The sequence below is a fragment of the Pseudomonas folii genome, assembly GCF_014357575.1.
Lineage (GTDB): Bacteria > Pseudomonadota > Gammaproteobacteria > Pseudomonadales > Pseudomonadaceae > Aquipseudomonas > Aquipseudomonas folii.
On record NZ_JACONW010000005.1, the window covers coordinates 65337 to 88825 of the forward strand.

A 23489-nucleotide genomic window follows, 5' to 3' on the forward strand; every position below is an offset into this window, starting at 1 on the left:
ACCTAACAAAAAGGAAAACACATCATGGTCACTTCCCAGGCGGGTGCTACCCCACGTCTTCGACGGTCAAGCGCTGGAGTGCTGTTGCTGATAGGCAGCTGTCTGCCGATTCTTGGTGGTGTTTTGATTGCCCCTGTGTTGCCGCGAATTGCCGGTCATTTTGCCGACAGTGCCAATACAGCGTTGCTGGTGCCCATTGTGCTGACGCTTCCGGCGCTCATGATCGCTCTTTTTTCTCCCTTCGCCGGCTGGGTTGCCGACAGGCTAGGACGTAAGCGCCTGCTGGTAATGGCAATGATGGTCTACGGCATCTGTGGTCCGTTGCCGTTAGTGCTCGACAACCTCAATGCAATTTTGCTGAGCCGTGCAGGATTGGGCCTTGCCGAGGCCGCAATCATGACCTGTTGCACGACGTTGATTGGTGACTACTACGAAGGGAAGTCCAGGGCGCGTTTGTTGGCGTGGCAGACCATTGTTACTTCCTTATCTGCGGCCACTTTCTTTATGGTCGGCGGGATGCTGGGCGAGCATGGCTGGCGTACCCCTTTCTCGGTGTACTTCATCGGATTGCTTTTTGTCCCGCTCATGCAATTGGCGCTTTGGGAGCCTTTGCGGAATCAATCCGAGCAGTCAGTCACACGGTCAGTGGCAGAACCCACAACGTTTCCATGGCGGCCACTTTCAGTGATCTGTCTGCTAACGCTCGTGGCCACACTCGGCTTCTTCGTTGTGCCGGTGCAAACGGGATTTCTGCTTGGGCACCTTGGCATTGACTCGCCACAAAGCACGGGTATGGCCATTGGCATTAGCCATGCGGCGGTATTAGTAGGGGCCTTGAGCTTTCGTTGGTTGAACCGTATTGGTCCGGGGTTGCTGCTCTCGGCAACGTTTCTGATATCAGGGGTCGGCTTGATGCTGCTAGCGGCGGCGACTGATTACCGTACCGTGGTGATTGCAATGCTCGTAAACGGTCTTGGTTGCGGCTTGATGCTACCCACGGTTGTCAACTGGGCGTTATCGAGTCTGAGTTTTGAGCATCGTGGCCGGGGTACCGGTGCCTTCACTGCCAGTTTTTTCGGTGGACAGTTTGCCAGCCCTCTATTGGTCATGCTCTTGAGTGGCGGTGTGGGAGGGCGCGTTGATGCCGTTGCCATGATCGGCTGGGGATTGGTATTCGCAGCGGCTTTTTCACTGATCGCGCCCAGGCTCGCGGGCTTGCGCCTGCTTGATCCGATTCAGGTCAAGGGTGATGTCGCATTGCATTGAAACGCCGGTGATACACGCGAAACAGTTGCACTGCCGGCAGGTATTTTCACAGCACACAAGGATTGCATGATGAAGCTCGCTACCTTGAAAAACGGTACCAGAGACGGTCAATTGGTGGTCGTCTCATGGGATTTACGCTATGCCGTGGCGGCTAGCCCTTTCCCTACTTTGCAGAAGGCACTGGAAAACTGGACCGTCGCGGAGTCAGTGCTGAGACTGTGTTATCACGCACTTAATCGGGGCGAATTGCCTGAGCGATTTGCATTTTACCCGGCGCAGGCAGAAGCGCCATTACCCCGGGCATACCAATGGTGTGATGGCTCCGCTTTTTTAAATCATGGACATCTGATCCAGCGTGCCTTTGGTCTTCCACCCCAGGCCGAGGAGCATATTCCATTGATGTACCAAGGCGCGAGCGATGATTTTCTGGGGCCTTGTGACGATGTAACACTGCCAAGTGAGGAGCAGGGGATAGACTTCGAAGGAGAGTTTGCGGTGATCGTCGACGAAGTGCCCATGGGGTGTCCCGCCTCACAGGCTCTGCAGTTTGTGCGCTTGATACTGTTGGTGAATGACGTCAGTTTGCGTGGTTTTATTCAACGAGAGATCAAGGCTGGCTTTGGTTTTCTTCAAGCCAAACCATCTTCCAGCTTTTCACCGGTGGCTGTAACGCCGGACGAGTTGGGTTCAGCCTGGAGTAATGGCCGCGTTTGCTTGCCGTTACTGGTGAGCTGGAATGACGAATGGTTCGGGCAGCCCAACGGTGCCGAGATGAGTTTCAGCTTTGCCGATTTGATCGCGCATGCCGCCAGCACTCGCTGTTTGCGAGCCGGAACCATTATTGGCTCAGGGACGGTTTCGAACGTGGATCGTGAAGCGGGCTCTGCCTGTATCTCTGAACGTCGAGCAATAGAGCTGATTGATCACGGACAGGCAATTACCCGTTTCATGTGCTTTGGCGATCGTATCCGTATTGAAGCATTCAATGGTGAGGGTGAGTCTGTATTCGGCGCTATTGATCAACGTGTCGTCGCCCAAACGTCCTTGATCCAGGAGCCTTCGCTATGAAACCACGCACACGTCGCTTGGTAGATATCTCAGTAACCCTGGACAACAACCCATACACCGACCCGCCGCCGTTGCTGCCGAAGATCGACTATATCGACCATAAGGCAGGCGCGCCTGAACTATTAGCCATGTTTCCTGGGTTGCGTCTGGAAGATCTTGAGGGAAATGAAGGTTGGGCAGCCGAGCGCTTGCAGATCACGACCCACAGTGGAACGCATATGGATGCTCCCTGGCACTACGCATCAACTACCGATGGCGGCAAACCCGCTTATGGCATTGATGAGTTGCCTCTGGAGTGGTGCCTGTGCCCTGGAGTGAAACTGGACTTTCGTCATCTGCACGACGGTCATGTAGTCAGTGCGGCTGAAATAGAAGCTGAGCTCGAGCGCATCGAGCATGACTTGCAGCCGCTGGACATTGTCTTGATCAACACACGCGCTGGGGCGCTGTTTGGAAAGGTGGGTTACCTGGACGCAGGTATTGGCATTGGTCGTGAAGCTACGATGTATCTGCTCGAACGCGGTGTAAGGGTTGTCGGTACCGATGCCTGGAGCTGGGATGCCCCTTTCAAGCACACCCGGGAGCGTTTTGCGGCGACGGGTGATGCTTCGATAGTCTGGGAGGGGCATCGGGCTGGAAGGGACATTGGTTACGGTCAAATGGAAAAACTTTCAAATCTGGAATGTCTGCCCGCGCATGGTTTTGAGGTCTGCTGCTTCCCTTACAAAATCAGACAGGCATCTGCAGGGTTTGTGCGTGCAGTGGCGATCTTTGAAGAGTGACGCTCTCCACTGTCAACTGAATTGATGACTGGGGGAGTCAAATTGGCCATGAAGCATGCGAAGTGAAATATAAGTTCAGCAAGGGCTCAGTTTTTTCACCCTCCGGCGCCTGACAGCAGATTTTCGATAGTATGAAAAATGCCGCAATCGACGTTTGTATCGGCTTGAGTTATCGCCCATACGGACGTTGCGATATTCAAATCGCAGGCGTGGGTGTGCTCTCTAATGCGGTTGAGAAAACAACACATGCTTATTCCCGGACAGTCGTTTTTTATCGGAAGCAGGGTGTGCTATGGCGGGCCTGTATTGCCGCAGACTCTTGCTTTTAGACGAAATATTTAGCGTCATCTGCCGACCCCATGCTGCTTTAATGGATGCGATAGCCTACCCACACGAACACACCGCACTGGTCGGACGAGGTTTCTGACTTGAGTGACTTTGTCGTTTGACAGCTGTGAGCTCAATACAACTTTAGGGGACCGGTATGACCAAAGAAATAAAAGACTCTGCGCTGATCACAGGTGAGGAAAGCCTGCGTGCTTTCGAGTGTTTGCAGCACGGTATGTCACGGCGAGATACGTTGCGCCTGCTGGGCATTGCCGGAATAGCCGCTGCCAGCGCCAGCAGCCTCTTTGGTGCTGCCGGAAAACTGTTGGCCGCTGAAACAACGAGTGGCGCGGGGGTGGGCAAACCCGGCGGCCGTATTAGGGTCGCGGCCGTGTCAGGCTCTACTGCTGACACCCTGGACCCGGCAAAGGGTTCACTTTCAACCGACTACGTGCGCCAATACATGTGCTACAACGGGCTGACACGGTTTGACGACAAACTTGTGCCGCAGATGGAGTTGGCTGAGCGTATCGAGACCAGCGACTCGACGCTCTGGACCATTACGTTGCGCAAAGGCGTCACTTTTCATAACGGCAAATCGCTTGAGCCTGCCGATGTAGTGTTCTCGCTGTCACGACATAAAGATCCCGCGACAGGGTCCAAGTTGATGGCGTTGATGAGTCAATTTGAAGAGGTCAAAGCCACCGGCCCCTTAGAGCTACAGATTCGTCTGATTGCCCCCAACGTCGAGCTACCGTCTATTCTGGCTGTTTCGCACCTGTTGATTGTACCGGCCGGCACCACCGATTTCGCGCTTGGCATCGGCACAGGGCCATTTAAGGTCCAGGAGTTCAAGCCTGGCATTCGTTCCCTCATGGTGCGCAACAGCCAATATTGGAAGCCAGGACTGCCTTACCTAGACGAGATCGAGTGCATTGGCATAAGTGATGAGTCGTCACGCGTCAACGCGCTGTTGGCGGGCGATGTTCACGTGATCACTGGGGTTAATCCACGCTCTACCAATCGAATCAAGGCTAGCGCCAAGCATCAGGTGATTGACTCCCCCAGTGGTAATTACACCGACTTGATCATGCGCCAGGACCAGATGCCAGGAAAGAGTCCGGAGTTCACTCAAGCCATGAAACATCTGCTTGATCGAGAACAGATCAAATCTGCAGTATTTCGAGGTTACGCTGTGGTCGGTAATGACCAGCCGATTGCACCTGGCGCCCGTTACTTCAACGCGGACTTGCCGCAGACTATTTACGATCCACAAAAGGCCGCTTTTTTACTGAAGAAGGCTGGTCTGAGTGGCATCCAAATCCCGATTGCGACCTCCGCGATCATTCCTGGCGGCGTGGATATTGCTACGTTGCTGCAGCAATCTGCTCAGCAGGCTGGACTCAAGCTAACCATCAATCGCTTGCCAGGCGACGGTTATTGGGCTAACCATTGGATGAAGCATCCTCTCAGTTTTGGCAGCGTTAACCCAAGGCCAAATGCGGATGTACTATTCACGCAGTTTTTCCAGTCGAACGCGCCCTGGAACGAATCAGGTTGGAATAACCCCCAGTTCGACCAGATGCTCTCGCTCGCGCGTGCAGAAAGTGACGAAGCGAAGCGTCGTCAGTTGTACGCCGATATGCAGGTGCTGGTCAGTCAGCAAGGCGGAGTGGGGATTCCAGTGTTCATCAGTAACATCGACGCCACTGATAACCGCATCAAAGGTTATGGAAGCAACCCTTTGGGAGGGTTCATGGGATACATGTTCGCTGAGCAGGTTTGGCTTGATGCATAGGTAGGGCTGACGCAGCCTGCTTACGACGCATGCTCATCCGGACAAATCTGCGCGGTGGATTGGCAGGTCGCAGCCCGTAGCGTTGTTGATGAAGCGGCTCGTGATGTGGGCTCGGCGAATCGCTAAGACGCCGAAATATGTGCGCTCTTGTCACGAATGCAAAAGCGCCGAATTGTTGTTCGCTCGAAATTAGGGGGGGGCGAGTCAAACCTGTGGCTGTCCCTACCGTAGGAAATGGCCACGCCAAGGGAACGCTGCGTCATTATGTCCAACGATGAGCCGGTGCATCGCGCACCGCGTCATGTAAAAGGCGGAAGGCTGGGTGTTCCAGTGCCTTGCTGCTATAACACAATCCCACCCTACGGCTTGGCAGAGGGCTATTGATGAGTTGGGTCGTAACGCCTTGCATTGTCTCTACCAGAGAGCGAGGCAAGACTGCGACGCCTATCCCGGCCGCTACAAGCAGCAGCGAGTGTTGCAATGATCCGCTGCTGGCTACCGCGGCAGCTGTGGAGTTGCCATATAGTGGCATAACACGCTGGTGGGAGGGGTGATCGGGGCAGATGATCCAGGGGTAGAGGCCCGTGTTCGTACCCAGGTGTGCGTCCTTGGCGGTCACGAATACAAAGGGATCGTCCCAGATCGGCAAAAACAGCTCATCCTCGCAACGCTGCTCTTCGACCGCCAGGCGGGCATCGCCTATGCACCCATTCTGGAGGGTAATGTAGAGCTCAGGTACGGCCTGAACGGCGAAGCGTAGCAACGCGCTCACATTCCGGGGACTTATGTCGTGTTCGATGCCCAGCGTTAATTGCAGGCGTGTTTCCCGAATGCGAAAGCGCTGGCGCAAGGCGTCGGATTCGCCCACCAGCGAACAGGCCTGGGGGTACAGTGAGCGCGCCGCCTCAGTTACCTCTACGCCACGGGATCCGCGCTTGAACAAGCTGGCCCCCAGTGCTTCTTCCAATTGTTTAATGGTCACCGACAGGGTGGGCTGGCTGATGCACAAGCGTTGCGCGGCTGCGGTGATATTGCGTTCTTCGAACACCGCGATGAAGGCCTTGAGATGTCGGATATCCATAGGTATTAACGATGCCTGCGAGAGTAATTAATCATTTTATCGCGGTTATAGGTGTCTTTACACTGATGGTTATCTGAAAATTCAATAGCAGGATATATTCATGACAAAGCCATTGATCATCATCACCGGCGCTAGTTCGGGTATAGGCGAGGCGTCAGCGCGGCTGTTCTCTGCCCAGGGCCACCCCTTGTTGCTGCTGGCCCGCCGAGTCGAGCGCCTGGTTCAACTTGGCTTGCCTGACACACTCTGTCGAGACGTCGATGTGACGGATCGCGAGGCGCTGCTGGTCGCCGTTCAGGAAGCCGAAGCGCAATACGGACCGGTTGATGCCATTATCAACAATGCAGGTGTCATGCTGCTAGGCAATATGAGCGACCAGGACCCAGAAGAGTGGGATCGCATGTTCGACGTTAACGTTAAGGGCATGCTCAATGGAATCCACGCCGTGCTAGGTGGTCTAATCGAGCGCAATCGAGGCACCATCATTAATGTCGGGTCTGTGGCCGGGCGAAAGACGTTCCCGAACCACGTTGCTTATGTGGGCACCAAGTTCGCGGTACACGCCATATCGGAAAATCTGCGCGAAGAAGTGGCCGCGCACAATGTACGCGTCATCACAATCGCCCCTGGTGCTGTGGAAACCGAACTGCTAAGCCACACCACTGACGAGGCGATCAAAGCTGGATACCAGGACTGGAAGGCCGGCATGGGTGGCGTGGTGCTCTCGGCTGCCGATGTCGCCAGCGCAATACTCTATGCCTATGAACAGCCGCAGGGCGTTTGCATCCGTGAGATTGTGATGGCAGCTACGCGTCAGCAGGCGTAAACGCGTCATCTAAATGTAGCTGCAAGTGATTAATGGGACGCTGTGGAGTAGGCCGGCGATTCCTCCGCCTAATTCAATGTGGGCGGTTGCCTACTAACAACAGGCAAACTTTGTTTGACCGTCTGCTGGTGATAGACACTGTTGAAGAAGTCTTTTTTTGAACACTCTAGGGCCGGACGGTGGAAGTGGGTATTAAGCAGATTTTAGGTGAAATCTAAGCGTGAAAGGCTATGCGGGGATCCAAGGTTTAATCTTCGGCGCGTTCTTTTTCTGCCTCCAAAACTATGGACAACTTTCAACAACATCGGTCACTGAGATGAGCAACAGAGTCGGCTGGCTCGCTTGGTACACACTGATTGAGTCAAGCCGTCGCGGTTTCAGCAAGGCCGTGTACAACTGTACCTATCAACTCATCCCGGCGGCGACCGTTCAGGATTGTCTGACTATAAAATTGGGTCGTTATGGCCAGCAGCACGACGTGCATCGAACAAGCGATTTAGTTCGCCCACGCTAACGGTGCGAAACCGCTTTACCAGCACAGACTCTGCTTCTCGTAATGCCTCGTTGACTGCAAGATTGACCACCTGCTCGATCATACAGTCGGGGTTGGAGCGCTCATTGCCGATGGCGAACAGCGAGGGCTGCCCCACCGCGTTATAGATGTCCAGTAACGTGACTTGCTCAAGATCACAGGTGATTACCCAGCCTCCACCATGACCTTTCTCCGAGCGGACGTAACCTGCATCCCGCAAGCCGGACAGCATTCTACGAACAACGACCGGGTTCGTTCCAAGCATTTCGGCTATCCGTTCCGACGTTACCGGCTCTCCGTGCCGAGCCATGTGTACCAGGATATGTAGCATTCGCGAAAGACGGCTGTCGTAACGCATCGTTTGCTCCTTTGTTGCTGATACTTGGCAGAAAGCACCCACTCATGATACTTGTAAAGTTACATGAGTTTTGAGGACAGCGCGATGCGCGAATTCGAGAAGGCTGATCACTGGGACGCTGCAGCAAAGCACTATCAGAAAACGGCACACCCCTTCACTGCACACTTCGCGGAGGCGGCGCTCGCACGGATCCCCCTAACGCCGAAAAGCCGCGTGCTTGATGTCGCCACTGGCACCGGAGCCCTCGCATTGGCAGCCGCACGAACCGGCGCACAGGTGCTGGCAACGGACTTTTCCCCCGCCATGGTGGCTTGTGTGAAAAGCGCAGGACTGCCTAATGTGGAGGCCCGGGTCATGGATGGCCAATCGCTCGATCTGCCAGATGCAACCTTCGACGCGACGTTCTCGATCTTCGGTGTGATCATGTTTCCTGAGTGGCGCAAGGGGCTAGCCGAAATGCACCGCGTCACTACCATCGGGGGATATGGCATTGTCGCAACGTGGCAAGAAATGGGGGCAGCGACGTTTCTTTTACTGGGAAATGTCAGACGAAAGCTTTTCCCGGGCCGCGAGGGCATGGCGATGCCCGAGGCAGTAAAAGCGTTGAGCAACACACTGGATTTCGCCCGCGAACTGATCGCCGCCGGGTTCCGGGATCCTGTCATCGAGAGTGTGACAAATGCCTATCAGCTGGATGTGAAGTCGCTCGATAACCCTGACACACTGTTTGGAATGTCACCCGACTGGACGAGTCTGACCGATACAGAAAAGGCAGCAGTGATCGCCCACGTCAAGGAAATGGCAGGCAATAATCCTATCTTGCCCATTCCATCTACCGCATTGATCGCGGTTGCGCAGCGATAACGATCGACCTGTCTAACCATGAGAAGCACATCGAGGGAAGGGTGGGTAAAAACTCTCAAACAGAGGCAGACATCGGCTGTTGAACGATAAGACACGGCAAAACAATGGCCTCCTCCGTCACAGACAGGTACCGACCGACTCTGTTGAAAAGAAAATCTCCTGCTTGGCCTGCGGCAAAATCAGATCATCGGCCAGCGGGAGGATTCGCAGCATAATCGGGCAATTGTCGAGCGGACGAGAGAGACTGTTTTACTCCTTCAATATTGAAGATCACATCCTAGCCAATCCCCTCCTGGGCAGCATTATCGCTGCCTCGATCTCAGCGATCTGCGCCATGAACTCGCCGATTTTTATAGGCTAATTGGGGCGTCCATCGATTGATCCCGAACTGATGATTCGCCTGTTGGGAGTAGCCTACTGCAACGGCCTCGCTCCGAACGTCGGTTGTGCGGAGATGCTCATTTTAATTTGGCGTATCGCTGGTTCTGCCGCTTGAGCCTCGAAGATGAAGTCCCATCACTCTCCGGTTTCCCAGAATCGCCACGGTCGAATGTGCCTTGCGATTTCAATTGTGTCGTACGCTAGATGCGAGTCTCGTTTCCGGCTCCAATTCCTGGTGCGTAGACTGTATCGTCAATCTGTGGTTATAAGCGCAGCGTTTTGCCGCAACAGGTCTAGGTAGCTCGCCCATTGTTGAGCGGCCTATCGGCGTTGCGCCAATAATTGCGCGCGCGCATACACCGCTCCGAGCGCACCTGGCATCCGGTGGGATAGCGACAGTTCGAGCACAATGGGATCAATGCCCAAGTGCTCGTGGGCGATGTTCCGGTAAGTGGCGCGAAAGCCGTGGGCAGTGATGTTGTACTCCGGCCAGATACGCTGAAAGGACTTGAGCATGGAGGTCGGGTTTATGGGGCGTCCCGGATAGACCGGCGAGACGAACACCCAGCCTTTGCCTTCTTCATCCACACGCGAGTTTATGTAGTTCGCGTAACAGAACCAAGGCTTGCTCAGGCAACGGCACGATGTGTTTGCTCTTGTCCAGGTGCTTGGTCTTGCTCACCACATAACGCCAATCGGCGCCGACCAAGTCGACATCTTCCCAGCGCATCTGCACCAGTTCGCCTGGGCGAACCGGCAACATGACCAGCAACCGCATCGCTGCGGCTACGCTGCCGTGGTTACAGTCATCCAGACGCAGGAGAAACCTGCCTAGGTAGGCCGGCCTTTCGATCGCTGGGTTGCTGGTCACGACATGGCGGATCTTCAACTCTTCAATGTTGCTTAGCGCCACATTGCGTTCCACCCATCCGCGCCCCTCGGCAAAGCCTAGGACGGCACGGATGATAGTACGCACGCGGCGGGCCATGGCCATGGTGCGCTGACGGCGCAACTCCGTAATGATTGTGGTGATGTGCTCCAGCCTGATCTCGCTGACCGGGTTTTTACCTATCGCGGGCAAGATGTGGTTGTTCAGCGCTCCGTTAAACCCCGCGATGGATTTGCTCACCAGCTCGGCAGACTTGAACGTCAACCATTGCTTGGCTACGTATTCGAAAGTGCGCACCTCGTTGAGCAGGTGTGCTTCGATCTTGGCGGTCTTGGCCTTGAGCGGTGCAGTGTGGTTAGCCACGTCGCGGCGCGCGCCGCGGGCAATGTCGCGCGCTTCCTTGAGACTAATGTCGGGGTAAGCGCCGATGGAGAAACGGTTTTCCTTGCCATGCAGGCGATACTTCAATCGCCAAACCTTGGACGGGGATTTGCCGACCTTGCTCGACGCCCTGACCTCCAAGTAGAGACCAGGGACTTCGCCGTCGGCATGCTTGCCACATTCGGTCAGCGAGCGGATGAAGGCATCGCTCAGTTTTCGTCTGAAAAATGACTGCATTATCTGGGGGCATCGGTGGTGGCATCCTTTTTAAGGAACCGAAATTTGCCCCCAATTATGCCCCCATGAGTCGTAGAATCCATTGGATTTAGACAGGCGGCATTGGACTTAAATTAGCAGTAAGCACCTGTTTTAAAAAAGTTTTATGGAGTTTAGTGCAACTCCATTACAGGCTATCGGGATCCCCAAAAAACATCTGAATCCGCGACCGCAACCACCTTTCACCCGGATCATTATCCTGCGACCCACGCCAGGCCATGTGCAGTTCGAAGGTCTGGGTCTCGATAGGCAAAGCCTCAGCCCTTACCCCGCCAGCGGCCGTCAATACAGCGGCTGCGTAGTCGGGCACTGTGGCGACGATATCGGTACCGGCGAGCAGGGTGGCCAGGCCGTTGAACTGCGGGACGGCGAGGACGACGTGGCGTTTGCGGCCGACTTTCTCGAGGTGTTCGTCGATAAAGCCACTCAAATCGCCTGCGAAGGACACCAGTGCGTGGGGCCGGGAGCAGAAGTCTTCGAGGCTCAATGCGCCGGGCATCGTGTCGGCGCGTAGCAGCATGGGTTTGCTGCGGCGCAGGACCTTGCGTTTGGCGTTGGCTGGCAGGTCGCTGGTGTAGCTGACGCCGATGGATATCTCGCCGGACGCCAACAGTGCAGGCATCAGGATGTAGTTGACCCGGCGAATGACCAGAACGATACCCGGTGATTCCGAGCGCAGGCGTTTGAGCAGGGAGGGCAGGAGGGCGAATTCGACGTCGTCCGACAGGCCGATGCGAAACACAGCGGTGCTGGTTGCCGGGTCGAACTCCGAAGCACGGCTGACGGCCGTGGAAATCGAATCAAGGGCTGGCGAGAGCAGGGCGAAAATCTCTGTTGCCCGGGCCGTTGGCTCCATGCTGCGACCTGTGCGCACAAACAACGGATCGTCAAACAGGCCACGCAAGCGTGACAGGGCAGCGCTGATCGCCGGTTGGCCGAGAAACAGTTTTTCGGCCGCCCGCGTCACGCTGCGCTCATGCATCAGGGTTTCAAAGACGATGAGCAAGTTGAGGTCGACGCGACGCAGGTCGTTGCGGTTCATGGCGGGAGATCTCGGGCCGTTGATCGATGCGATGGTGTGCAAACAGCGGGACACTTGCAGCTGTCTGGTGAAGCAGGGTGGATCTAGCTGACACATCTCGGGCATGAATAGTACGAGCAAACGCTACCTTTACGCATTCATAAATTTTCCGCGCGCCAGACGCCCGGCAACGCTGCGGGTTGCATTGTCTCGCTGACATGCGAACAATGGCCGCCCATGAATGCATGAGCGTTTGACGATTGGCCTGGGAATATCCATGCGAAACCTATGACAATCGATGACAGACATGTCGACTATTAATAGCCACTGATAGTGTTACCGGCAGAGCCCGGATAGAGTTCATGGCATCAAGGTTTTCTAGGCGAGGTTCGAAATGTCCCGCACGATTCGTTTTCATCAGTTTGGTCCAGCCGAGGTGCTCAAGATTGAAGAGCATCCGGTCGCGCTGCCAGCACCCGGTGAGGTTCAGGTACGTGTCCAGGCAATCGGTATCAGCTGGTACGACGTGCTCTGGCGGCAGAACCTGGCGCCTTCACAGGCACGGCTTCCAGCGGGTATCGGTCAGGAAATGGCCGGTGTCGTCACTGCAGTGGGTGAGGGCGTCGATGATTTGAAGGTCGGTGACAAGGTTGCCAGTTTTCCTGCGGCCGATCCGAATCAGCACCCGGTTTACGGTGAAATCATTGTCATGCCGCGCACGTCACTGACCCGTTATCCGGATGTTCTGACTCCGGTTCAGGCCAGCGTGCATTACACGTCGCTGCTGGTGGCGTACTTCGCCTATGTTGATCTGGCGCGAATCAAGCCGGGACAAACCGCTTTGGTCACGGATGCCAGCCACTGTTCAGGGCCTTCGTTTGTACAGTTAGGCAAGGCGCTGGGTTTGAAAGTGATCGCGGTCACCAAAACCGACGACGCTCGCGAGTACCTGTTGTCTCTGGGGGCCGACAAAGTGGTGGTCACCGAAGAGCAGGACCTTCTGATGGCCGTCAACAAGTACACAGACAATCGCGGTGTCGATGTCGTGCTCGACGGTCTGGGCGGTCCACAGATGTCGATCATGGGTGATGTTCTTGCGCCTCGCGGCAGTCTGGTGCTGTATGGCCTGCAAGGCGGTAATCAGACGCCGTTCCCGGCTTGTGCAGCGTTCCAGAAAAACATTCAGTTCTTCGTCCACTGTCTGGGCAATTTCACGGGCAAGCCGGAGCTGGGTATTACTCAGGATGACGCAGCGCTGCAACGTGCGCTGCGTGACATCAACCAGCTGACTGCCGACCGGGTGCTGGAACCCCTCAAAACCCGGGTTTTCGCGTTCAGTGATGTGGTTCAGGCGCACCGCTACATGGATGGTTGCCCGATTGGTGGCCGTGCAGTGCTCGAAGTGGAAGAGCCTCAGGCCTGATCAGGCTGAGTGCTTCACCCTTGAAATGCCCTCCGCTCTGGAGGGCATTTTGCTTTTTGATAACTGGTTTTGGTCCGTAAGGCGAGCGTTGTCTTTTAGGGTTTAAACATTCGGCTCACAATTGTCCGCGTGCAATAAGCACTATTAAACAAACCGACAACAGTGCGGTGCGCTTTAATTGCCTGGCTGGTTTGAATCACACTCTCTGTGGGGGCTAGTTTATTAGAGAAGGGCGCAGCCTTGACCATATCAAGGTGTGACATGCATCGTTCGCGAATGAATCAGCTCCACCGGTTAGCGCTGCAGGACCCAGGCTTTGCTAGGTCCTGCGGAGTCATGATGCGACAGAATGTCAGCCTTCTGTAAACATGAAATTAAACTAGTGCGTTTAATTTCGGCAAACTTAAACATACTAAAGTCCGTCGCTTTAATTACTGTTTCGCAGCTTGTAATTGTGAAATTAATATCGATAATAGTTGGGTGCTTACCACTCAGGGAATGAGTCATGGTCAATTATGATTTTTCAGTGCTGTCCGATTTTAAACTCCTTTCTTGCAACGCACGTCATTGGGAAATGCAAAGGAGTGCGTCAGCATGAGCTCCATTCACGAACAGGCGATGAACTACGTCTATCAGCAAGTGCTGCAGCGGCTGCTGGGTTATTTTCGACGAGCAGAGCGCACAGCGCTGCAATTGCTGATTCAGCGATTGATCGTAGCGGCAGGCGGCATTGAGCGTATTTCAAGTTTCAATGTGCTGGTGCCTTTCAGTGGCGGAAAAGACAGCGCCTACACCGTAGCCTTGCTACGAGCCGCCCAGCTAAGCATCGCCGGGCGCGCGCCTGCCACCTTCAATCTGCGTGTCGCCAATATGCGCCACGCCGGTATCACCCCGGCGGTCATGGAGAATATCCAGCGGACCTACTCAGCGCTTTTCCTGCACGACGACCCTCGAGTGGAATTGTTGGAGGTTGACCATCAGGTTGTCAGAGTCTTTGAGCCAGGTGTGCCCATGTCCCGTGCCGGAAGGGAGCAGAATCGCTCGGACATGCTGGTCAATGGTCATGTGTCGGCCGGGGACGGCCGTACCACGTTCTGCAACAGTTGCTATCTGGGTATCGCCGAGTTCCTTGAGCGCGCTACCACCTGGGGGGACGGGGTGGATGCGGTGGTGAGTGGCGATTCGCGCAAGGAGCAAAAACAGTACATCACGTGGGTGATGCGTCTGGCGCCGAGCACTGCTTATCGCTTTAAGGATTCGGGAAACCAGAATTTCAACGCGATGTTGAATATTGTCGGCAGCATCAGCCAGTCCTACCATCAGGAGCTGTACGGGGCAAATGATGAGCCAGCGGATCAGTTGATTGCGCCAGTCAACGTTACAAATAAAGGAGGGGCGCCAGCGTTCATCGCCATCTCCGACCTGATCGTCAGCAATGCTGAAGAGCACTGGAAGCTGCTGACCGAATTCCTGGGTTTCCGCTTTGAGGATCTGGCGTTCAGTTTCAGTGAGTCCGATTGCGCCAATCCGTTGCTGATGGCGCATATGCGCGGCTTGAAAGTGCAGTACGTCCAGGGGCGTAGTTATGCCGAGGGTATCGAAGAGTATCTGCAACTGGCCAAAACAATGATGCGACGCAAGGGCATGCCTCAGCGCTTGATTGATCAGGCCATGAATGCCTATGTCGGCGAGGAAGGGATTGCATCCCGTCGCGAGCTGGCGGCCACTTTTGCGCAGGAAGGTTTCGGTGTTAGCGAAGCACAGCTGATTTGCCTGCTGTTTTCACCGTTCGTCAATGAAGGGCGCGAGCTTGAGGGTTTCCTGCGGCGTCTGCATCCGGGCATGCTGGTCGCTCTGCCGGACCTGCACAAAGCCTTGCAGGGCCTGGCCGCACCTGATCAGGTTCTGCAATGGCTGGGTGACATAAGCGGGCTGACCCTTGAAGGCTTGCAGAGCCTGTATCGGAAAAAGCGCGTGGATTTCAGCGACCCGGCATCCATCATTGCCCGCGTCCGCGCCTCCGATCCTGACAAGAGACGGGTCATGACCATTGACCCGCAGACGGGCGGCAATGTCGTTGAGGTGCTTTCGGGGCGTTGACCGCACGGCCGGCCTGGCCGGGAAACGCTCTCGCGGCTGAAGCTGCTCTCGTCAAACACTATGCAAACTGCTGGATTGAAATACATTTTCTGTAGGAGCTGCCGAAGGCTGCGAAGCATTTCTCCTGATAGACCGCGATCGCAGCCTTCGGCAGCTCCTACAGGTCAATGTTTGCTTGGCGATAGCGCTGTGTCAGGGCAAAGAGCAATCTCCTGCGGATCTTTCATAACCTGAATCATCCAGGCTCCACCGATCCATTTGTATTTGCCAGATGTAGCCGGTGCTGGTATCTGTATGCCCATCCAGTACCGGCATCTCAGGTTGTGACCGTCATTTCTTCATCCAGCAGTTCTGAAATAAAGCCCGAGGTCGGCGCTGAAGAGTTGCGCTCCCTGGCTCCTGATCCCTCTGATCAAGCTCGTTATCTTGTGGCCGTTCGTGCGCTGTGTGAGTTCGCCGCCAAAACGGGTGACCTTGATTTGCGCTTCACGCCATCCCCGACTGCACAGGAAGGCATCGCGGGGCATCGCAGTGTTGCGGCGCGACGCAGCCCCGGTTATCAGTCCGAGGTTTCACTGTCGGGCGAGTATCAGAAACTGAAAATTCGTGGTCGGGCCGATGGTTATGACCCTGCACTGAACCAGTTGGAAGAGATCAAGACTTACCGCGGCGAGTTGTCATCGATGCCAGACAATCACCGGCAGTTGCACTGGGCACAGGTGAAGGTCTACGGCTGGCTGCTCTGCCAACAATTGCAACTGGACGAAGTCAACCTGGCGCTGGTGTATTTCAACATTGTCACCGAACAGGAAACACTGATCCGTGAGCGCTTTACTGCGCCGACCCTTAAGGCGTTCTTTCAGCAACACTGCGCCATATTTCTGCAATGGGCTGAGCAAGAACTGGAGCACTCCAGCGAACGCAATCAACAGTTGAGTCAGCTGAAATTTCCTCACGGGGGTTTCCGAACCGGTCAGCGTCACCTTGCTGAGTGTGTTTACAAGGCGGTCAGCACCGGCCGTTGCCTGACGGCGCAGGCCCCCACCGGCATTGGTAAAACCATCGGCACGTTGTTTCCCATGCTCAAGGCTGCGCCTACGCAGAAGCTGGACAAAGTGTTCTTCCTGACCGCCAAAACGCCTGGCCGCAAGCTGGCACTGGATGCATTGACGGTGATCCGTACCAGCGCACCGGAACTGAAACTGCGCGTGCTGGAGCTGGTTGCCCGGGACAAGGCTTGCGAACATCCGGATAAGGCTTGCAATGGAGATTCCTGCCCACTGGCCAAGGGGTTTTATGACCGTTTGCCGGCGGCGCGCAGTGCTGCACTGGCCGCTCCCTGGCTGGACCAGGCCGGCATGCGGGATGTGGCACTTGCCCATGAGGTCTGTCCTTATTACCTCAGCCAGGAAATAGCGCGCTGGGCAGACGTGGTGATTGCTGACTACAACTACTATTTCGATCTCAGTGGATTGTTGTTCGGGCTAAGTCAGTTCAATCAATGGCGCGTGGCGGTGTTGGTGGACGAAGCCCATAACATGGTCGAGCGAGCCCGGCAGATGTACAGCGCCAGCCTCGATCAGCAGGCCCTGAGTACATTGCGCCAGACCGCACCCGAGGCATTGCAGAAAACCCTGCAACGCTTGAACCGGGAATGGAACGCGCTGCACAAGGAGCAGGTTGCGCCGTATCAGGCCTATCCCGTAACCCCAGGCAGGTTTCTGCAAAGCCTGAACTTGTGCGTTGCGTCCATGGGCGATTATTTCAATGATCACCCCCAGGCCCTGAATGGCGCGCTGCAGAGCTTTTATTTCGAGGCGATTGCGTTTGTCCGTATCGCCGAGTTGTTCGACGAGCACTTTGTGTTTGATATCAGTAAAAGGGCGCTGAGCAGCAAGCGCAGCCATTCCCGGCTGTGCCTGCGTAATGTGGTTCCTGCCCGGTTCATTCGACCGAGGCTGACAGCGGCACGTAGCAGCGTGCTGTTCTCCGCAACCTTGAGTCCGCGTCACTATTACGCCGATCTGTTGGGTTTGCCCGCTGATACAGCGTGGATTGATGTGGAGTCGCCGTTCAGTCGGGATCAACTGGACGTGCAGATCATCAGCCGGATTTCCACGCGATTCACTCATCGTCAGGCGTCACTGGCGCCCATCGTGGAACTTGTTGCAGAACAGTTTCAGGCTCGACCGGGCAACTATCTGGCGTTTTTCAGCAGTTTTGATTATCAGCAGCAAGTCGCGGAGTTGATGCAGCAAACTCATCCGCACATCCCGATCTGGCAACAGGCCCGGGGCATGAGTGAAAGTGATCGTCAGGGCTTTCTCGATCGTTTTACCCTGGAAAGCCAGGGCGTTGGCTTCGCGGTACTGGGCGGCGCATTTGGCGAAGGCATCGATTTGCCAGGCGCGCGATTGATCGGCGCATTCATCGCAACACTGGGTCTGGCTCAACTCAATCCGGTCAATGAGCAGCTCAAACAGCGCATGGCTGCGTTGTTCGGCGCGGGCTACGATTACACCTACCTTTTCCCGGGTGTGCAAAAGGTTGTGCAGGCGGCGGGGCGGGTGATTCGTGGGCAGCAGGACCGAGGTGTGGTCATGTTGATCGATGATCGATTTGCCGAGTCCAGGGTTCGCCAGTTACTCCCGCACTGGTGGCAACTGTAATCCCTCTCCGACTCAGGGATCGATAGCCGAGCAACGAGGTCAAACTGCCAGTAAACTGCCGCGCCGCTGATCATTTTCGTTCGCCGTACAGCAGCCAGCTTTATTTCTATTCTGTTTTTTCATGGAGGTTGTATGAGTCTCAGTCCCTTCGCCGGCAAGCTGGCACCGCCTCAGTTGCTGGTTGATATTCCGCGACTGGTTACTGCTTATTACACCGGCCAGCCTGATGCGTCGATTTCGACCCAGCGCGTGGCGTTTGGTACTTCCGGCCACCGTGGCAGCTCGTTTGAGCTCAGTTTCAACGAGTGGCACGTTTTGGCCATCAGTCAGGCGATTTGCCTGTACCGTCAGGCCAATGGCATCGATGGCCCGCTTTTTCTCGGTGCCGACACCCATGCCTTGTCCACACCCGCCGCGGCCAGCGCCCTGGAAGTCCTGGCCGCCAATGGTGTGCAAGTGATGATTTCCGAAGGTGACGAGTACACTCCGACACCGGCGGTTTCCCACGCCATCATTTGCTATAACCGTGGCCGCATGTCAGGTCTGGCAGACGGCATCGTCATCACGCCGTCGCACAATCCGCCGGAAAGCGGTGGCTTCAAGTACAACCCTCCCAATGGTGGCCCGGCAGACAGCCATATCACCAAGTGGATTGAAGCCAAGGCCAATGAACTGCTGGCGGAAAAAATTCAGGGTGTCAGCCGTATCAGTCACGAAAGAGCACTGCGCGCCGACACGACTCATCGTCATGATTACTTGAATACCTATGTGGCTGACCTGAAGAACGTCATCGACATGGATGCGATCCGCAATGCAGGTCTGCGCCTTGGCGTTGACCCATTGGGTGGTGCCGGCGTGCGTTACTGGTCGGCCATTGGCGAGCATTACGGTCTGAATCTGGACGTGGTCAACCAGTTCGTCGATCCGACGTTCCGCTTCATGAGCGTTGACTGGGACGGCCGCATTCGTATGGACCCGTCGTCCAACTTTGCCATGCAGGGCCTGATCGGCCTGAAAGACAAGTATCAGGTCGCGTTTGCCTGTGACCCTGACCACGATCGCCACGGCATCGTGACCCCAACAGGTGGTCTGCTGGCTCCAAACAACTATCTGGCAGTCTCTATCGACTACCTGTTCCAGAATCGTCCGGACTGGCGTGCGGATGCAGCGGTTGGCAAAACCGTGGTCAGCAGCGGCATGATCGATCGGGTTGCTGCACGTCTGGGTCGTCGTCTGTACGAAGTACCGGTGGGCTTCAAATTCTTTGCTGAAGGCCTGTTTGATGGCTCGCTGGGTTTTGGCGGGGAAGAGAGCGCCGGCGCGTCGTTCCTGCGCAAGGACGGCACGGTCTGGACCACCGATAAGGATGGTCTGATTCCAGCACTGTTGGCAGCGGAAATCACCGCTCGTAAAGGCCGCGATCCAAGCGAAATTTACCAGGCCCTGACTGAGGAGCTGGGCGAGCCGTTCTCGACGCGGGTTGAAGCGAAGGCCAGCCCTGAGCAAAAAGCGGCGCTGGGCAAGCTGTCGCCGGATCAGGTCAAATCGACGGAACTGGCCGGTGAAGCTATTAAAAGTGTTCTCAGCCACGCACCGGGCAATAACCAGGCGATTGGCGGTCTCAAAGTGATGACCGAGAACGGCTGGTTTGCAGCACGGCCATCGGGCACCGAGGACATCTACAAAATCTACGCCGAGAGCTTCGTCGGTGAAGAACACCTCAAGCGTCTGGTAGCAGAAGCTCAGGTGTTGGTGGATGCTGCGATTGCCTGACACACCGCCATAGCGGGCGTCGCGTATTCTCCGTGCTCTCTTACAGACTCATTATTGAACGGACGAATGATCTGTAGGAGCTGCCGAAGGCTGCGATAGCGGTATGTCAGGACGACGGATTTCGCAGCCTTCGGCAGCTCCTACAAGTGATCTATTTCAATTCAACGCAAAAAAAGCCCGGACTCGCGAGAGTCCGGGCTTTTTCATTTGCAGCGTGTGCTCAAGGCTCAAGCCACGTCGACCAGCACGATTTCGCTGTCTTCGATGGCGGTGACCCGCAGTACGCGTTCATCTTCAACCGCAACGCCGTCCCGGGCGTTCGCTTGTAAACCGTTGACCTCAATGCTGCCGGTCGCCGGTACCAGATAAGCGCGTCGACCGGCATCCATCAGGTACTCTGCACTTTCCCCGGCTTTCAGGTTTGCCGCCACCAGACGTGCATCGGCGCGAATACGCAGGCTTACGTCATCACCTGATTTGCCACTGGCCAGGGTCACGAAACCTTCGCGATCACCTTTTGGAAACGGTTTGGCACCCCAGGAAGGCGCTGCGCCGGTTTCGTTGGGCATGATCCAGATCTGGAAGATCTTGGTCGCTGTCGATTCCTGGTTGTACTCGCTGTGCGCTACACCGGTCCCGGCACTCATGACCTGCACATCACCTGCTTCGGTGCGGCCCTTGTTGCCCAGGCTGTCTTCGTGAGTAATGGCGCCCTCACGAACGTAGGTGATGATTTCCATGTCGCGGTGCGGGTGTTTAGGGAAGCCGGTACCGGCCTGAATCACATCATCGTTCCAGACTCGCAGTTGACCCCAGTTCATGCGTTGTGGGTCGTAGTATTCAGCGAACGAGAAATGGTGGTGTGCGTCCAGCCAGCCGTGGTTAGCGCCGCCCAAAGTGTTGAAAGGTCGTAATTGCAGCATGGTGTGGCCTCCTGTGCAGAAGCGGGCAAGGATGATGAGCCCGGGCTGCTGAACGTTGTTCGGTTGTCGATGGCTGTTATGATTGATCAAATTAATATCGATAAAAAGCGTAAATAATCGCTTTAAGCCATCTGTTAATTCGATGTATCAATTGCACGTTATTCTCTACTTCACCTGCACTTGATCGGCTAATTGCCTGATCGAAAAGCATTTACTGGAGCTTGAAGTCGAATCGGGCGACCATAGGCCACTTTTGTTTTATCTGTGCCCTGGAGCCTGCGTGCCAGACAATCTGCCTGTTGATGTTCCCGTCCATACCGAATCCGATCTGACGCCACCCAACCAGCTGCCGCTGATCAAACGCATGCTCGCGCGATTGATGGGGCGCGGATTGAATCGCCTGGGCGCGCAACATCCGCCTTCCTGGAATCAGGGTCATGCTGACGGCTACCTCAACGGTCACTTGCAGGGTGTCGAGGAGGGCTATGCCGAGGGGCACCTTGACGGCATCGAAGAGGGCCGCAAGGTTCTGGTGATCCGCGACATGCGTTCAAATGAGCATCGTGGCCCCCAAATCGATGATCATCTGTTCGATGACTGGCGTCTGCCGCTGACCGCCGACATCAAGAAACGCATGAAGGCCGACGTCGGGCAGAAGTTACCTGCCCATGCGCAACCCAGTGCGGCGCAATGGAAGATGATCTTCAGTGACACGCCGTCCACTTACGTCATTGCGGGCGCGGGCGCGGGTAAGTCGACATCGCTGGTGTTGCGCATCCTGCTGCTGAACCATTACCTGGGGTTCGAGCTGGACTCCATGACTGTGGTGACCTTCACTAGGGAGTCGCGCAAGGATTTCGTCAATAAACTGGTCGAGATATTTGCCTGCTGGGGGCTCGATCTGGACCAGAAGCAGGCGCGGGACGTGGTTCGCACGTTCCATTCGCGGATTCTGCCGTTGGTGCGCAGCATGCCGGGCCTTGAGAAACTCACTGCTTTTGAAAACCTCGGTGCCCAATCCATGGCAGGGCTGGAGGAGGGGGCGGACAGCAATCCTTTTGATCTGCGCATCAATGACGCTCAGCGTCAGCAACTGAATCTCTGCTATCGCGACCTGTATGCCAGTAACGAGCGTTTCCGCGCGGTCATGGCGCCGTTATATCGCCAGGCGCTCCAGCTCAAGGAACTGGAGCGCGACCACCCCGATGTACAGAAGCGGGTGACGGTCACTGAGTTGTCGGCCAAACGCGATGAAGAGCTGTGCGACATCATTGAAGACTTGTGGATTCGCGCCAGAGCCTGGCCCATCAAAGGCGTCGAGCCTATGCGGCAGACTGTCGAGATCAACGGCTTTGGCTTTCACTTGCACGGCTATATCGCAGAGCTGGATGCCTGGGTGGTACTCGGCTTGGATCCATCCGAAGACCAGCAAATGAAACGCCCGGGGGCGAAATTGCCGATCTGGGCAGAGTGGGTCATCAAGCGCACACTGTTTCAAGCTTTCTGCCGCAAGCCATTGATATGGCTCGATAACTATGAGGCGGGCAGCCGAGTGCTGCAGTCCTTGTCCGGCGCAGCGGTTGCCGGGCCAGGATTCGATTACAAGGTCAAGGGTGATCTCAGCGCCGCGCCGTTGCTGGACAGCTTTGTTGCGGCGGCAGGTTTTATTGAAAACCTGGGGCTGGATGTGCCCGCATCCGTTGCTGAAATGAGCTTTGCCAATAACGATCCCGACCGCTATTTCTTTGAGGCGCTGAGCCTTTTCTGGAAGGCCTTCGAAAATCACTTGCTGACCCAGACGCCGCCAGTGATGACCTATAACCGGATGTTCGCCCTGTTTGGCGAGAACTCGCCGGAAAACCTCAAGCTGGTGGGCGATCATCAGCTCAGGCCATTGGCCCATTTGATGATCGATGAGTTTCAGGACGTCTCGCCGCAGATCGTTTCCTGGGTGCGCGCCTGTCTGCGAGAGATACGTCGTCGCGGACCTTATCTGCATGTCGGGCGGGCCGCGCGGCATGCCTCTCTGTTGTGTGTCGGGGATGACTGGCAATCGATCTACGGCTGGCGTGGCAGCTCACCGAAATTCTTCATGGAGTTTCCCAAGGAGTTTCCTGCGCCGGCCACCACCAGGGTCATGCTCAGTGACAACTACCGGAGCCACCAGCACATTATTGATGCGGCCGAACACATTGTGCGGGCTGCGCCAGCCATTGCGGGGAAGAAAGCCAAAGCCAGCGGTGCGGCGCAGGAGCTGATACCGGTTACTGTGCTGGAGCGAAATGATGAGGCACTGGCTGAACGTTTGATCGAGCACTATAACGACGGCGATTCGATTCTGTTGCTGTATCGCAAGAGCAGCGATAAAGCCTTGCTTTCCGATAAGTTACAAGCGTTAGTGAATGCTGATTATGCGCTGCCGCCTCAATCGCGACGTTTCAAGCAGCTGACCTATCACAGCGCCAAAGGCCTGCAGGCGGACGCAGTATTCCTGCTGGGCGATTGCCAGCATCTGACGCACTCGCCGTACAAGAATCAGCTTTATCGTCAGGCCGGATTAGGTAACCCCGGAGATACCGATGCTTTCGATAATGCGCAAAAAGACGAAGTGCTGCGCTTGGCCTACGTGGCGATTACCCGGGCTGTGCGGCATTGCTATTGGTATATCGATGGCAGCGCAAAGGAAGGGGGGAACACGACAAAGGCGTCAGACCGGATCCCTGCAGACAAGCCGTTTTTTGAGGATCAGCG

Annotated in this window: 15 protein-coding genes and 2 pseudogenes; 12 read left to right on the forward strand and 5 right to left on the reverse strand. The window is 55.8% G+C overall.

From position 1 onward, the window contains the following. Positions 1-21 precede the first annotated feature (21 nt). The 4 genes from H8S59_RS02435 to H8S59_RS02450 all read left to right on the forward strand — a co-directional run bounded on the left by H8S59_RS02435 (position 22) and on the right by H8S59_RS02450 (position 5241). Positions 22-1266, forward strand: a complete 1245-nt coding sequence (locus H8S59_RS02435) for an MFS transporter (protein WP_425504545.1) — start codon at positions 22-24, stop codon at positions 1264-1266. 69 nt (positions 1267-1335) lie between these two features. Beyond that, a complete protein-coding gene (locus H8S59_RS02440) occupies positions 1336-2334 on the forward strand; it encodes a fumarylacetoacetate hydrolase family protein (protein ID WP_187520385.1) in 999 nt (332 codons plus the stop codon). Beyond that, positions 2331-3116: a cyclase family protein gene (locus tag H8S59_RS02445; protein ID WP_187520386.1), complete on the forward strand. Its 786-nt coding sequence runs from the start codon at positions 2331-2333 to the stop codon at positions 3114-3116. The genes H8S59_RS02440 and H8S59_RS02445 overlap by 4 nt, the downstream gene beginning before the upstream one ends. A 484-nt stretch (positions 3117-3600) precedes the next feature. Then, positions 3601-5241 carry an ABC transporter substrate-binding protein gene (locus H8S59_RS02450; protein WP_187520387.1) on the forward strand — a complete coding sequence of 547 codons (1641 nt, stop codon included), beginning with the start codon at positions 3601-3603 and terminating at the stop codon, positions 5239-5241. A 262-nt stretch (positions 5242-5503) separates the two neighbouring features. On the opposite strand, the gene H8S59_RS02455 is transcribed toward H8S59_RS02450, so the two are convergent. Beyond that, on the reverse strand, positions 5504-6322 hold the full coding sequence (locus tag H8S59_RS02455) for a LysR family transcriptional regulator (protein WP_187520388.1): 819 nt from the start codon (positions 6320-6322) through the stop codon (positions 5504-5506). Positions 6323-6422: 100 nt separating this feature from the next. Here H8S59_RS02455 and H8S59_RS02460 point away from each other — a divergent pair, with 100 nt between their 5' ends. Then, positions 6423-7148, forward strand: a complete 726-nt coding sequence (locus H8S59_RS02460) for an SDR family oxidoreductase (protein ID WP_187520389.1) — start codon at positions 6423-6425, stop codon at positions 7146-7148. 443 nt (positions 7149-7591) lie between these two features. On the opposite strand, the gene H8S59_RS02465 is transcribed toward H8S59_RS02460, so the two are convergent. Continuing rightward, positions 7592-8038 (reverse strand): Rrf2 family transcriptional regulator, encoded by a 447-nt coding sequence (locus tag H8S59_RS02465; RefSeq protein ID WP_187520390.1) that lies wholly within the window; start codon positions 8036-8038, stop codon positions 7592-7594. Positions 8039-8101: 63 nt separating this feature from the next. On the opposite strand from H8S59_RS02465, the gene H8S59_RS02470 reads away from it, so the two are divergent. Together H8S59_RS02470 and H8S59_RS02475 are read left to right on the forward strand one after the other, a co-directional pair. Further along, the gene (locus H8S59_RS02470) at positions 8102-8902 is read left to right on the forward strand and encodes a class I SAM-dependent methyltransferase (protein ID WP_214658167.1); all 801 of its coding nucleotides are present in this window, start codon (positions 8102-8104) and stop codon (positions 8900-8902) included. Between the two features lie 211 nt (positions 8903-9113). Beyond that, positions 9114-9452, forward strand: a pseudogene (locus tag H8S59_RS02475) (transposase); the annotation flags it as partial. A gap of 83 nt (positions 9453-9535) precedes the next feature. On the opposite strand, the pseudogene H8S59_RS02480 reads toward H8S59_RS02475, so the two are convergent. Together H8S59_RS02480 and H8S59_RS02485 are read right to left on the reverse strand one after the other, a co-directional pair. Further along, positions 9536-10803: pseudogene (locus H8S59_RS02480) on the reverse strand (tyrosine-type recombinase/integrase). A gap of 153 nt (positions 10804-10956) precedes the next feature. Beyond that, a complete protein-coding gene (locus tag H8S59_RS02485) occupies positions 10957-11871 on the reverse strand; it encodes a LysR family transcriptional regulator (protein WP_095101417.1) in 915 nt (304 codons plus the stop codon). A 373-nt stretch (positions 11872-12244) separates the two neighbouring features. Between H8S59_RS02485 and H8S59_RS02490 the strand changes: the two genes are divergently transcribed. From H8S59_RS02490 to pgm, 4 genes are all read left to right on the forward strand, one after another. Next, positions 12245-13273, forward strand: coding sequence for a zinc-dependent alcohol dehydrogenase family protein (locus H8S59_RS02490; RefSeq protein WP_095101419.1), 1029 nt, complete (start codon positions 12245-12247; stop codon positions 13271-13273). Between the two features lie 594 nt (positions 13274-13867). Then, a complete protein-coding gene (locus tag H8S59_RS02495; RefSeq protein WP_187520391.1) occupies positions 13868-15373 on the forward strand; it encodes a hypothetical protein in 1506 nt (501 codons plus the stop codon). Positions 15374-15756: 383 nt separating this feature from the next. Next, positions 15757-18042 (forward strand): ATP-dependent DNA helicase, encoded by a 2286-nt coding sequence (locus H8S59_RS02500; protein WP_214658170.1) that lies wholly within the window; start codon positions 15757-15759, stop codon positions 18040-18042. Positions 18043-18174: 132 nt separating this feature from the next. Next, on the forward strand, positions 18175-19815 hold the full coding sequence (gene pgm / locus H8S59_RS02505; RefSeq protein WP_187520392.1) for a phosphoglucomutase (alpha-D-glucose-1,6-bisphosphate-dependent): 1641 nt from the start codon (positions 18175-18177) through the stop codon (positions 19813-19815). Positions 19816-20042: 227 nt separating this feature from the next. On the opposite strand, the gene H8S59_RS02510 is transcribed toward pgm, so the two are convergent. Next, positions 20043-20738: a pirin family protein gene (locus H8S59_RS02510; protein ID WP_095101425.1), complete on the reverse strand. Its 696-nt coding sequence runs from the start codon at positions 20736-20738 to the stop codon at positions 20043-20045. A gap of 280 nt (positions 20739-21018) precedes the next feature. On the opposite strand from H8S59_RS02510, the gene H8S59_RS02515 reads away from it, so the two are divergent. Next, positions 21019-23489: UvrD-helicase domain-containing protein (locus H8S59_RS02515; protein ID WP_187520393.1), on the forward strand; the 2471-nt coding region annotated here is incomplete at its 3' end.